Source organism: Sorangium sp. So ce1014, from assembly GCF_051521505.1.
Lineage (GTDB): Bacteria > Myxococcota_A > Polyangia > Polyangiales > Polyangiaceae > Sorangium.
Genome location: NZ_CP150356.1, coordinates 2,236,049 through 2,248,993 on the forward strand (window position 1 = coordinate 2,236,049; position 12,945 = coordinate 2,248,993).

The 12,945-nt window shown below is 71.0% G+C and carries 9 protein-coding genes; 5 read left to right on the top strand and 4 right to left on the bottom strand.

The features are described 5' to 3' along the window. The first annotated feature begins 189 nt into the window (after window positions 1–189). From prfB to WME75_RS08520, 4 genes are all read left to right on the top strand, one after another. Window positions 190–1,333, top strand: a protein-coding gene (gene prfB / locus WME75_RS08505) for a peptide chain release factor 2 (RefSeq protein WP_437488299.1) whose coding sequence is annotated in 2 segments (ribosomal slippage) — window positions 190–258 and window positions 260–1,333 — 1,143 coding nt in all. Because the reading frame shifts where the segments join, the coding sequence is not laid out codon by codon here. Further along, window positions 1,330–3,042 (top strand): lysine--tRNA ligase, encoded by a 1,713-nt coding sequence (lysS, locus tag WME75_RS08510; protein ID WP_437488302.1) that lies wholly within the window; start codon window positions 1,330–1,332, stop codon window positions 3,040–3,042. The genes prfB and lysS overlap by 4 nt, the downstream gene beginning before the upstream one ends. Continuing rightward, on the top strand, window positions 3,039–5,204 hold the full coding sequence (locus tag WME75_RS08515) for an FtsX-like permease family protein (protein ID WP_437488305.1): 2,166 nt from the start codon (window positions 3,039–3,041) through the stop codon (window positions 5,202–5,204). The genes lysS and WME75_RS08515 overlap by 4 nt, the downstream gene beginning before the upstream one ends. 7 nt (window positions 5,205–5,211) lie before the next feature. Then, window positions 5,212–5,946 carry an ABC transporter ATP-binding protein gene (locus WME75_RS08520; protein ID WP_437488308.1) on the top strand — a complete coding sequence of 245 codons (735 nt, stop codon included), beginning with the start codon at window positions 5,212–5,214 and terminating at the stop codon, window positions 5,944–5,946. On the opposite strand, the gene WME75_RS08525 is transcribed toward WME75_RS08520, so the two are convergent. The 3 genes from WME75_RS08525 to WME75_RS08535 all read right to left on the bottom strand — a co-directional run bounded on the left by WME75_RS08525 (window position 5,935) and on the right by WME75_RS08535 (window position 10,173). Next, a complete protein-coding gene (locus WME75_RS08525; RefSeq protein ID WP_437488311.1) occupies window positions 5,935–8,019 on the bottom strand; it encodes an FAD-dependent oxidoreductase in 2,085 nt (694 codons plus the stop codon). The two genes, WME75_RS08520 and WME75_RS08525, sit on opposite strands and share 12 nt — an antisense overlap. 120 nt (window positions 8,020–8,139) lie before the next feature. Next, entirely contained in the window at window positions 8,140–9,183 is a 1,044-nt protein-coding gene (locus tag WME75_RS08530) for an arginine N-succinyltransferase (RefSeq protein WP_437488314.1), read from the bottom strand. 144 nt (window positions 9,184–9,327) lie between these two features. Next, the gene (locus tag WME75_RS08535; protein ID WP_437488317.1) at window positions 9,328–10,173 is read right to left on the bottom strand and encodes a shikimate dehydrogenase; all 846 of its coding nucleotides are present in this window, start codon (window positions 10,171–10,173) and stop codon (window positions 9,328–9,330) included. 47 nt (window positions 10,174–10,220) lie between these two features. Here WME75_RS08535 and lepB point away from each other — a divergent pair, with 47 nt between their 5' ends. Continuing rightward, window positions 10,221–10,955 carry a signal peptidase I gene (gene lepB, locus WME75_RS08540; RefSeq protein WP_437488320.1) on the top strand — a complete coding sequence of 245 codons (735 nt, stop codon included), beginning with the start codon at window positions 10,221–10,223 and terminating at the stop codon, window positions 10,953–10,955. Between the two features lie 22 nt (window positions 10,956–10,977). On the opposite strand, the gene ftsH is transcribed toward lepB, so the two are convergent. Further along, window positions 10,978–12,798, bottom strand: a complete 1,821-nt coding sequence (gene ftsH / locus WME75_RS08545; protein WP_437488323.1) for an ATP-dependent zinc metalloprotease FtsH — start codon at window positions 12,796–12,798, stop codon at window positions 10,978–10,980. Window positions 12,799–12,945: the final 147 nt, after the last annotated feature.

Below are 12,945 nucleotides of genomic sequence, written 5' to 3' on the forward strand. Positions count from 1 at the left end.
CCGGGAGATCTGTCCCCGGTCCGACCCCCGCTCGAGCCGGCGTGCATCGCGGCCTGCGTGCTGCGTGCGCTGCGTGCGCTGCGTCAACCCGCGGCCTCGCCACCGCGCCCCGGCGCGGGCTGCCGCGGTCCGCGCGCGCGGGGCGGTCTCTCCTGGCGATCGCCGCCGAGATCGAATAGATCCCCGGCCATGCTCTCCGAGACCCGCGAGAAAGTCCTGGACATTAAACGGCGCTTTGAGGCGCTAAGGGGGCATCTTTGACGTCCCTAAGCTCGAACGGATGCTCCAGGATCTGACCCAGACGACGCTGTCGCCCGGGTTCTGGAACGATCAGGAAAAGGCCCAAGCCGTCCTCCGCAAGCGCACCCAGGTCGAGTCGAAGCTCGAGCTGGCGCAGAAGCTCGGCCGCGAGATCGAGGATCTCGCGGAGTACCTGGAGCTCGGCGCGGCCGAGGGCGACGAAAGCGTCATCGCCGACGCCGACACGCAGGCCGACGCCATCGCGGCGCGCCTGCGCAAGGTCGAGCTCGATCGCATGCTGTCCGGCCCCGCCGACCGCGGCAACGCCATCGTCAGCATCCACCCGGGCGCCGGCGGCACCGACGCGAAGGACTGGGCGTCCATGCTCCTCCGCATGTACCTGCGCTTCTGCGAGCGCCGGGGCTACAAGACGGAGATCATCGACTACCAGGACGGCGACGAGGCCGGCATCGACGCCGTCACCTTCACGGTGACCGGCGACGCCGCCTACGGCTACCTGCGCTCCGAGGCCGGCGTCCACCGTCTGGTGCGGATGAGCCCGTTCAACGCCGATCACACGCGCCAGACCGCGTTCGCCGCCGTCGAGGTCACCCCGGACAGCGACGACGAGATCAACATCCAGGTCAACGAGAAGGACATCGAGATCACGACGATGCGCGCCGGCGGCAAGGGCGGGCAGAACGTGAACAAGGTGGAGACCGCCGTTCGCCTGCGCCACCTCCCGACCGGCCTCAACATCGTGTGCCGCGCCGAGCGCAGCCAGCACCAGAACCGCGCGATGGCGATGAAGGTCCTCAAGGCGAAGCTGTACGAGATGGAGCTCCAGAAGCGGGAGGCCGAGGTCCAGGCCTACAACGCCGGGAAGAGCGCCATCAACTTCGGCAGCCAGATCAGGAACTACGTCCTCGCGCCCTACAGGCTCGTCAAGGACGTCCGCACCTCCACCGACGCCACCGACGTGGACGCCGTCCTCGACGGCGATCTCGAAGGCTTCATCGAGGCTTATCTGCTCGCCGCGGCCGGCGGCTCGCTCAAGAAGGGCGGCTCGGTCGCGCAGGACGACGCTCTGTGAGCCAGCAAAAAGACAGACCGAACGACAGGAAGACCGAGCGGCTAGCGAAGGACGCCGCCGAGGCCGCGCGCGCCGAGGAGACGCTGATCGCCACCCGCAAGGCGAAGGCGGCGCGCCTCCGCGCCCGCGGCGAGAACCCGTTCGCCAACGACGTCACGGCGGGCGAGCCGCTCGTCGAGCTCGCGGCCGTCCGCGCCCGCTTCGACGGGGCGCGGGCCGCGGCCGAGCCCAGGCTGGAGGGCGCGGCGCCGGACCGGCCCGCCGCGGATCGCTACGACCCGGCGCGCGTCGAGCCGCTCCCGTTCCGCGTCGCGGGCCGGGTCCTCTTCGTGCGCTCGTTCGGCGGCGTCACGTTCGTGCGGCTGCGCGACCGGACCGGCGAGCTCCAGCTCATCTGCGAGCAGGGGAGCCTCGCCGATTTCGAGCGGCTGGAGGAGATCGATCTCGGCGACTTCGTCGAGGCCCACGGCGTCGCGATGGCCACGCAGAAGGGGGAGCTCTCGATCCGCGCAGGGCGCCTCCGGCTGCTCACGAAGGCCTACCGTCCGCTGCCGACCAAGACGAGCTTCAAGGACGTCGAGTCGCGCTACCGCATGCGGTACGTCGACCTCGTCGCCAACCCGCACGTCGCGGGGGTCTTCCGCGCCCGCAGCGCGATCGTCGCCGCGCTGCGCGAGTTCCTCGACGCGCGTGGCTTCCTCGAGGTCGAGACCCCGACGATGCACACGCTCGTCGGCGGCGCGGCCGCGAAGCCGTTCAAGACCCACCACAACGCGCTCGACCTCGAGCTCTTCATGCGCATCGCGCCGGAGCTCTTCCTGAAGCGGCTCGTGGTCGGCGGCTTCGAGCGCGTCTACGAGATCGCGCGCTGCTACCGGAACGAGGGGCTGTCGACGCGGCACAACCCCGAGTTCACGATGCTCGAGTACTACCAGGCGTACGCGACGTACGAGACCCTGATGGACGCGACCGAGGCGATGCTCCGCCACGTCGACGCCCGCCTCGCCGAGCGTCTCCCGGCCGAGCACGCCGCCTGGGCGGCCGGGCGCGCGTTCTCGCTCGATCGCTTCGCGCGCGTCCCCATGGCCGAGGGGATCGCCCGCGCCCTGGCGAAGGCGGGGCTCCCGGCCGACGTCCCGCAGCGCGTCGCCGCGGACGACGCCCCGATCAAGGAGTGGGCGAAGGCCGCGAAGGCGAGCGGGCGCGAGATCGACTGGACGAACTTCCGCTCGGGCGCGAAGAAGTGCGAGTCGCCCGGGGAGCTCGTCTTCTGCGCCTACGAGTACGTGGTCGAGCCGTTCCTCACGAAGGACTACCGCACCGAGGCGGGCGACAAGAGCGTCCCCGTCTTCATCATCGACTATCCCTTCGAGGTCTCCCCGCTCGCGCGCAAGAAGGACAGCGATCCTGCGCTTGTCGATCGCTTCGAGCTCTTCATCGAGGGCCGTGAGCTCTGCAACGCCTTCAGCGAGCTCAACGATCCGGAGGACCAGGACGCGCGCTTCCGCGCGCAGGTCGCCAAGAAGTCGCGGGGCGAGGAGGAGACGATGGATTACGACGCCGACTACGTCCGCGCCCTGGAGCACGGCCTCCCGCCGACGGCGGGCTTCGGCATGGGGATCGATCGCCTGGCGATGCTCCTCACCGGCGCGACGTCGATCCGCGACGTCATCCTGTTCCCCCTCCTCCGCCCCGAGACCGACGCGTGATCGAGCTCTCCAGACCCTTGCAGGTCGCGCTCCTCGCGGCCGTGGCGCTGGGTGTCCTCTTGCTCGTCTGGCGCGGCACCACCCGCTTCGACAAGAAGGGCGAGCTGGAGCCGCGGCGCCCCGTCGTCGCGCGCGTCGGGCTCGTTGTCGCGCTCGCGGGCGCCAGCCTGCTCGCGCTCACGCTCATCACGTCCAGCGGGCCCTCGAAGGGCCTCGCGCTCGTCGGCGCCTTTTTCTCCAGTAATTCCGAGGGGATCGCGAAGCTCGTCGCCGCGCTGGTCCTGGGGAGCGTCCTCCGGCTGTTCCGGGCCGGAACGGATACGGAGAGCGCCAGGTGGCTCTCCGGCAGGAGGGGGTTCAGGGTCCGCGCGGGGCTCAGGACGCTCGGCGCGATGTCATTCCTCGCCGCGCTCGCGATCGTTGTCCTCTGGGGCGCGGTCCTGCCCATCCAGCCGACCTCCAAGTGGATCCTCGGAGGCCTCCTGTCCGGCGTGGGCGTGGGCTATCTTGTCGCCGGGAGCCGCCCTGTCCGCAAGGGGCTGTATCGCGCGCTCATCTGGTGGTGGGGCGCGCTCGTGGGCGTGACGTTCGGGGTCACCGCGTCGCTCACGTCCAGGATGCCCACGGGGCGGCTCGCGTCGGTCAACGCCGCCGATCAGATCATCCGCTTCACCGCGCTCGTCTCGAGCGTCATCTTCCTGTTCTTCGTGCTGTCGGCGCTCCTGCCGATCATCCTCGACGCGCTCGAGCGCCGGAGCTTCGTGCCCTACGTGGGCGCGCGCCACGTGCGCGCCTCGAAGAGCGGCTTCCTCACGGTCATCTCGGTCCTGTCGATGGCCGGGGTCGGCGTCAGCTCGTGCGCCCTGTGCTCGGTGACGAGCATCATGGGCGGCTTCGGCGCCGACCTGAAGCGCAAGATCCTCGGCAACAACGCGCACATGGTCGTCGACGTCAGCCGCCCCGGCGGCTTCGGCGACTGGGACGACAAGCTCACCCAGGTGCGCGTCGCGCTCGCGCCCTATGGGGCCGCCGCGACGCCCGTCGTGGCCGGCGAGGCGATGGGCTCCAGCGCCTCGAACACCGCCGGCGCCCTCGTCCGCGGCATCGATCCGGACACCATCGGACAGGTCATCGACCTCGCCAAGAACATCGAGGTCGGCAGCTTCGACTACCTGCGTGATCCCGAGAAGCTGACGAGCCTGCCCCCCGAGGAGATCATCGGCCGGGGCCCGGGCGGGGAGCCGTACTTCAAGGGGCCGGACTTCCGCCAGCCGCCGGACGTCGACCCGTCGGTGCGCGACTACCTGAAGCAGCAGACGCGCATGTACCCGGGCGTCATCATCGGCCGGGAGCTCGCGAAGTCGCTCCACGTGCTCGTCGGGGACGAGGTGACCCTCCTGTCACCCATGGGCGAGCTCGGCCCCACCGGCGTGATGCCGCGCTCCCGCAGGTTCCGCGTCGCGGCCATCTTCTATAGCGGCATGTACGAGTACGACGTCACGCACGCGTACGTCTTGATGGAGGAGGCGCAGAAGTTCTTCAGCCTCGAGGACAAGATCACCCACATCGACATCCGGGTCCCGGATCCCGAGCGGGTGCAGGAGGTTCGGCCGGCCGTCGAGGCGGCGATCGCCGCGAGCGCTGCGCTGGACGAGGCGCCGCCGGAGGGCGGCAAGCCGCCCCCGAAGCTCCGCGTCCGCGACTGGATGGAGATGAACAAGAACCTCTTCAGCGCGCTCAAGCTGGAGAAGATCGCGACGTTCATCATCCTGTCCATCGCCATCGCGGTCGCGAGCTTCTGCATCGTCTGCACGCTGCTCCTCATGGTGACGGAGAAGGGCAAGGAGATCGCCGTCCTGAAGGCGCTCGGCGCCTCGGACAACGCGGTGATGCGCGTGTTCATGCTGGAGGGCGTCATCATCGGCGCCATCGGCACCGTCTACGGTGTCGGCACCGCGCTCGCCGCCTGCACGGGCCTGTCCTGGTTCGGCGTCCGGCTCGATCCGGACGTCTATTACATCGACCGGCTGCCCGTGAACGTGAACGGCTCCGACTATGCGATGGTCGCGGCGGCGGCGCTGCTCATCTGCACCATCGCCACCCTCTACCCGGCCCGCGCCGCCTCGAAGCTCTCTCCGGTCGACGGGCTCCGTTACGAGTAATCCCTCCATGTCCACTCCGCTCGTCGTCGTCGAAGATCTCCGCAAGACGTTCGTTCACATGGGGCGCGAGCTCCACGTGCTCTGCGGCATCGATATCGTCATCAACCAGGGCGAGGTCGTGGCGTTCGTGGGCCCCTCCGGGGCCGGCAAGAGCACGTTCCTCCACTGCATCGGCACGCTGGACCTCCCGACGAGCGGCCGCATCCGCCTCGGCAGCGACGACCTCACCGGCCTCCCGAGCTCGCGCCTCGCGGCGATCCGGAACCGGATGATCGGCTTCGTCTTCCAGTTCCACCACCTGCTCCCCGAGTTCAACGCGGTCGAGAACGTGATGATGCCGGGCCTCATCCAGGGGAAGACCCGCCGCGATATGGAGCCGCTCGCGCGCTCGTTGCTCGCCGAGGTCGGGCTCGCCGAGCGCGCGACGCACCGGCCCGGGGAGCTGTCGGGCGGCGAGCAGCAGCGGGTGGCCCTGGCGCGGGCGCTCGTCCTGTCGCCGAAGCTCCTCCTCGCCGACGAGCCGACCGGGAACCTCGACACCGCGACGAGCGACTCGATCCACCAGCTGTTCTTCGAGATGAACCGCAAGCACGGCACCACGATCGTCGTGGTGACGCACAACCTCAGCTTCGCCGAGTCGATGCCGCGCGTGGTGACCATGCGCGACGGGGCCATCGAGAGCGACCGCATCGGCAACGAGCGCGCCGCGGCCACCGGGTACCGCGGCGGCTCAGCCGGATAGGCGCTCGCTCAGGAGCTCGGCTGCGCGCAGCGACATGGCCATGATGGTCATCTGCGGGTTCACGCCGAGCGACGAGGGGATCGCGCTCCCGTCGCACACGTAAAGGCCGGCGACGTCGTGCGCCTGGTGGTCTGGCCCGAGGCACGACGACCGCGGATCGACCCCGATACGGCATGTCCCGAGCGGGTGGAACGCGGCCACGTCGAGGTCCCCTGCCTTGATCTGCCGCGCCTTGAGCCGCTCCAGGTCCGCGGGGCCGTTCACCTCGTCGCAGCCGGCGACGAGCGGCAGGACCCGCCGCGCCCCCGCGGCCAGGAACACCTCGCAGAGCGTCTCGATCCCGCGCTGCATCTTCGCCACGTCCTCCTGGTTCATCGTGTAGAGCACGAGCGGCGTACCGCCGAGCCCGGGCCTCACCTCGCCGCGGCTCGTGTCCTTGATCATGAACCCGAAGGTCGCGAGGTGCGGGTATCGCTCCATGAGCTCCGTGTAGCGATGCCCCGTCCAGGGCACGGCCAGCGCGGCGACGTCGAACGGCAGCGAGCCTCCCTCGAACATCAGCCCTTCATCGGCGAAGTGATCGATCTGGTAGCCCTGCGGGATGCCTCGCCACTGGTCGATCCGCTCATCGAAGAGCGCCATCACCTTCGACGCCGGGTGGATCGACAGGTTCTTCCCCAGCATGCCGCTCGAGAGGCATGCCCCGCTCCGGCGCAGCAGCAGCGGCGTCATCAGCGCGCCGCCCGCCACCACGACGGCCTCCGCCCTGACCACGAGCCGCGGCCTCCGCCGCCTGGCGCCGCTCGGCGCGCGACCGCCGGCCCTCGCGTCGCCGCCGAGCACAGCCGTCGCCCCACGCGCGCGGCCCGCCACGATGTCGATCGTCCTGACGCGCGCCGCCGTGATGAGCTGCGCGCCTCGCTTCAGCGCCTCGGGCACGTAGCTCACGTCGGTCGAGCGCTTGGCCCCGGTGGGGCAGCCGAAGCAGCAGATCCCCTGTCCATCGCACTCCGGCGCGTTGCGCTGGAGCGCCCCGTGGCGGAGGCCGAGCCGCTCCGCGCCGCGCCGGACGATCGGCCCGATCGCCCCGAGGTGCAGCGGATCGGCGGGGGCGACCTGGAGCATGCGCTCGACGCGCTCGTAGTAGGGGGCGAGCCCGTCGGACGAGAACTCCGCCGGCATCCCCATGCCGCCCCGCCACGAAGCGAAGGTGCTCTCCGGAGCCCTGTAGCAGGTGCCGGAGTTGATCACGGTGCTCCCTCCGACGGCGCGCCCCGCGAACACCGGGATGCCCACGTTGCCGATCGCCATGTCGAGCCCGTGGTCGCGGTACATCTCCCGGTACGCCCGCGCGGGCCGCCCGGTGAAGCTCGAGCGGCGGTGGTAGTCGCCCTCCTCGATCATGAGCACCGCGTGTCCCCGCGACGCGAGCTCGTAGGCGGCGGCCGCTCCGCCGGCCCCGGTGCCGATCACGAGCACCTCGCACTCGAGCTCCAGGTCCTCCTCGACCTCGCGCCCGTTCGTCACCTGCGAGAGCCACCGGGGCGCCTCGTCGCGCACCGTGGGCAGCTCGTAGCGGCAGCCGACGTGCTCGAACATCTCGGGCTGGTCGTAGTGGATGAACCTGAGCGGCGTGAGCACGGCGCGGAGCAGCGAGCGCAGCGCCAGCGCCCGGCTCTGCTCGAAGCTGCGGAGCACCTCCATCCGCTCCTGGAGCGGCAGCGCCGACAGCGGCCTGAGCCGCATCGGCACCGGGGCGAGCTCGATGGCCCACAGCGCTGCGCGCAGCCCCTGCGCGAGGTGCGGCGGGATCGAGGAGAGCCAGGCCGCGAGGCGGGTGGCGGTCGCCGCGCCAGCGCCCTCGAGGAAGCGGCCGGCCGGCATCGCCGCCTCGGCGAGCGCGGCGGCGATGCGCAGCTCCCGCTCCGAGAGCGCGGGCCCCTCACCCGCGCCGCCCCCTGTCCGCGGCGCGCTCTCGGCGCCGCCCTCCGCCTGCTGCGCCGTCCCGGCCCAGCGCCCTCTCCGCTCCAGCGCGGGCCAGCGCCTGAAATCGAGGTCCAATCCCAGGGTCATGGTCGTCCGAACCCCTTCGAAAACTTCTGTTAATTCTGTAGCAATAGAATCGTCAAAAATCAAGGTGGCCCGGCCCGCTCGGTCTTGCGCGTCCCGGACGAAGCGCGCAGGCGTCGCCGATCACGGCAGGGGCAGGGCCCAGATCGGCGCGCGGGGCTGGAGCGCGAGGTGGTCCCAGGCGTCCTCGGCGATCGCCAGGCCGCGCTCTCCCTCGTCGCGGAAGTGCGCGGCGACCGCGCGGAAATAGGGGGCGTCCGGGCGCTCGATCGCGACGATGCCCTTCGGGTCCGACGGGCTCGGCGCGAACGGGCGGCCTGCCTTCGCCCGGCGCGTGTCGCTCACGAGCGAGATCTCGTCCATGCGGGCGGTGAAGTGCGGCCCCCCGTCGAACGGGTCGACCCTGTGGGCGTAGCGGAAGCCGATGCGGCGCAGGAGCTTCTCCACCCCCCGGGTCTGCGACCCCACCTTTCCGATCACGCGCTGCGCGTCCTCGGGCAGCAGCGAAGCGTAGATGGTCCCTTCCGGGAAGAGCCCCTTGATGAACTCCTTGTTCTTCTTGGAGAGGAGGTCTGCTTCGGCATAGCTCATGTCGGTGAACTTGCGCCCGAGCGCTTCCCACAGGTGGCTTGTTCCATCCGGCTCGAGCGGGGGCATCAGCTCCGCGAGGATCTCCTCCTGGAACAGGTCGGGGCGCGCGGCCATGTAGAGGAAGCGAACATACGAGATCATCGTGCCGAGCCGCTCGGGCCCCTGCCGGTAGTCTGGCATGAGCACGAGTCCGCCGATCTCCGTGGGGCCGCTGTACGAGTAGCCGATGCGCAGCACGGTATGATGGAAGTGCTTGTCGATCGTGGCCGAGTACTTCTCTTCGTCGAACACGTCGAAGAAGATGTACGGGATGCCGCGCCGGCCGAGCTGCGCGATGATCATCGAGGTGCCGACGATCATGCCCTTGTCGCCCTTCGTCCGGTCGACGAGCACAAACACGTATTGGCGGAGACGGGGGTCCTGGATCGCCCCGCTGAAGCTCCTGTGGCTCTCGGCGACGATCTCGTGGATTGCGTCACGGTTGTTCGGCAGGTTGACCGAGTTCAGGTGGCGCGCGACATAGAGGAGCTGCTCCTCGTCGCCGGTCACGGCTGCGCGTATTTCAAACGAGATCATCGGGTGAAGCCTACGCGTGGCGCTCGCGCTTGGCCATTGCTCCGGCTGCGGCGATCGAGGCCTACGACAGCGGTCGTCGCGCGCCGCGCCGCCTGGCCGCGCCGGTGGGCCGGACAGCGGAGTCGGCCCGGTGGGCTGCGCGCGTCAGCCGAGCTGAGCGCGGAGCGCCTCGTCCATGACGTCGAGCGGCGGCTCCCGCCCCGTGTAGAGCCGGAACTGCTCTGCTGCCTGGTGGAGGAGCATCCTCCCGCCGTGAACGGCGGTGGCCCCGCGCCGCCGCGCTGCCTCCACGAGCTCCGTGATCATCGGCTTGTACACGATGTCCATCACAAGGAGACCCTCCCGCAACGCCTCTTCCGGGACAGGGCTCCGCGGGTCGACCTCGGCCATGCCGCGCGACGTCGCGTTGACGAGGACGTCGTGGTCGGGCGAGAGCGCCTCCCCGTCGAGCGGCGCGGCCGCGCCGCCGACCGCCGCCGCGAGCTGCCGCGCCTTCTCGAGATCGCGGTTCGCGACCGTGACGCGGGCGCCGCGCTCCGCGAGCCCGAACGCGACCGCGCGCGCCGCGCCGCCCGCGCCGAGGAGCAGCACCCGCGCGCCTCCGAGCGGCGTCACCTCCTCGAGCGCCCGCACCGCGCCGATCCAGTCGGTATTGTAGCCCCGGAGGCGCCCGTCGTCGTTGACGATGGTGTTCACCGCGCCGATCCGCGCGGCGACGGGGTCGATCTCGTCCAGCAATGGAATTACCGCCTGCTTGTAGGGCATCGACACACCCAGGCCGCGGATCCCGAGCGCCCGCATCCCGCGCGTCGCGCCCTCAACATCGGTCACCGCAAAAGGGATATAGGTAAATTCGAGCCCCAGCGCGCGGTAGCCGGCGAGGTGCATGGCGGCCCCTGTCGATACCGGATGACGCGACATTGATCCGCAGAGTGTGAGACGGCCTAGATCCTGGGAGAACGATGCAGTCGACGAAGTACACCCGTGCATGCAGCGAAGCTGGCCTGTCTCCAGCGCGGATGCTAGCCCCGCCAGCGATGAGCGAACCCAGCTCCCCCGGGCCGGCGGTGGAGGTTGCGACAGCGTGCCTCCAGCCCGTCAAGGCCGGCCTGTTCGTGCCCCGATCCGATCGCGCGTTCGCGCGGCGCGCCTACCGCACGGTCGCGCCGCTCGCCCGGAGCCTCCTCAAGGTCCTCGCGGCCCTCGTGATCCTCACGCTGGGTCGCTCGACCCTCGCGGACCAGTACCATGTGCCCACCGGCTCGATGTGGCCGACGATCGCCCCGGGCGATCGCATCCTTGTCGACAAGGTCGCCTACGGGGTCCGCGTCCCGCTCACGGATCGCTACCTGTTCGAGCGCAGCGGTCCGAGCGCCGGCGACGTGGTGCTCTTCGCGGATCCGCGCGGCGGCTCCACCCTCCTCGTCAAGCGCGTGATCGCGCTCCCTGGGCAGACGGTGATGCTCCGGCGAGGCTTGCTGTACGTCGACGGCGCGGCGCAGGCGATCGAGCAGCTCGGGGACGGCACGCGGGTGGAGCACCTCGGATCGGTCACGCACGCGGCGGGCGAGCCCGACCTCGCCGCGTTCGGGCCGGTCGTCGTGCCTCCGGACCACCTCTTCGTGATGGGCGACAACCGCGCCGCCTCGCTCGACAGCCGGGCGATGGGGGCGGTGCCGAGGGAGCTCGTCCGCGGCCGCGTGCTCAGCGTCGTCTATCACCACGACGGCGAGGGCTTCGACCTGTCCCGCGCCCTGCTGAGCGTCGACTGAGGTCGACCGAGCGCCCGCGGCCCTACACTTCGCCGCTCGTCATCATCGCCCTGATCTCGTCGCCGCTCAGGGTCTCGACCTCGTACAGCCTCGCGGCGATGCGCTCGAGCGTCGCGCGGCGCTCGTGGATCATCGCGCGCGCCCGCGCCTCCGCGTCCGCGAGGATCCGCGCGACCTCCGCGTCGATCTCGCGCGCGGTCGCGTCGCTGCACTCCCGCCCCGCGCCCGGTGAGGGCGCGCCCCGCGACTCGCCCAGGAACGACAGCGGCCGGCGCGGCTCCAGCGCCGAGAGCCCCACCCCCTGGCCCATCCCGAGCTCGCGCACCATGCGGCGCGCGAGCTCCGTCGCGTTGAGCAGGTCGTCCTGCGCGCCGGTCGACAGGTCCCCGACGGCCTCCGCCTCGGCGGCGCGCCCGCCGAGCAGCACGACGAGCCGGTCGAGGATCTCCTGCCGGCTCCACAGGTAACGGTCCTCGCGCGGCTGCTGCATCGTGTACCCGAGCGCCCCCGCCCCGCGCGGCACGATCGACACCTTGCGCACCGGGTCCTGCGTCGGCAGCAGCGTGGCGGTCAGCGCGTGCCCCACCTCGTGGTAGGCGACCACGAGCTTCTCGCGCGCTCCGAGCCGCCGGCCTCGCCGCTCGATCCCCGCGATCCCGCGCTCGATCGCGGCCTCCATGTCGCTCTGCCGCACCGCGGCCGCCCTGCGTCGCGCCGCGAGCAGCGCCGCCTCGTTGACGATGTTCGCGAGGTCGGCCCCGACGAGCCCCGCGGTCTGCGCGGCCACGGCGTCGAGGTCCACGTCCGCATCGAGCACCACCTTCCTCCCGTGCACCGCGAGGATCTCTCTCCGCTCGGCGAGGTCGGGCCTGTCGACGTGCACCCGGCGGTCGAACCGCCCCGCCCTGAGGAGCGCCGGATCGAGGATCTCGGGGCGGTTCGTCGCGGCGAGCACGATCATCGCCGTACGCGCGTCGAACCCGTCCATCTCGGTCAGGAGCTGGTTGAGCGTCTGCTCGCGCTCGTCATGGCCGCCGACGGAGCCGCCGATGCCACGGGCCTTGCCGACCGCGTCGAGCTCGTCGATGAACACGAGGCAGGTCCCCTTCTCGCGCGCCTGGGAGAAGAGGTCGCGCACGCGCGCGGCGCCGACGCCGACGAACATCTCCACGAACTCCGACCCGCACGCGCTGAAGAAGGGGACGCTCGCCTCTCCGGCGATCGCCCGCGCCAGCAGCGTCTTGCCCGTGCCGGGCGGCCCCACCAGGAGCACCCCCCTGGGCATCCGGCCGCCGAGCTTCTCGTAGCGCTCGGGCGCCTTGAGGAAGTCGACGATCTCGCCGAGCTCGGCCTTCGCCTCGGCGCTGCCCGCGACGTCGCGGAACGTCGCTGTCGCCCCCCGCTCCTCGTAGAGCCGTGCCTTGTTCTTGCCGAACGCGGTCGCGGCGCTCGACACGTTCCCTGCCGCCGTCGCCCGCCGCGACACGAGATGGACCATCGCGACCAGCGCGGCGAGCGGCAGCGCCAGCCAGAGGTACGGCAGCAGCCCCCGCTCGTCCGCGACGCGCGTGTACGGGATTCCGCGCCCGTCGAGGTCGGCGAGCAGATCCTTCTCGGTCGGCTCGATGCGCCCCGTGCGGTAGCTCCGCGGCGCGCTCGCGCTCAGGCCGGGCGCCGTTCGCCCGATGTACACGCCGTCCCGGATCTCGACCTCGGCGAGCTCTCCGCTCTCCGCGAGCGAGCGGAAGCGCGCGTACGGAATGCGGCTCTCGGACGCCACCACCACCTGAAGCAGCAGCGCCGAGCCGAGCACCAGGACGAGAACAATCCAGAGCGACCGCATGGCTCGCCTCCGCGCGGACAGGGGACGTCGCCCGCAGGCGCGGCCCGTCGCCCCGGTGCGCCCTGCACGGAGCCTGCCAAGGCGGCCAGTGCACCGTCGGGCGCAGGCCGTGGGAGGGCTCGACCCATGAGCCGCGCCGAGCGCGCC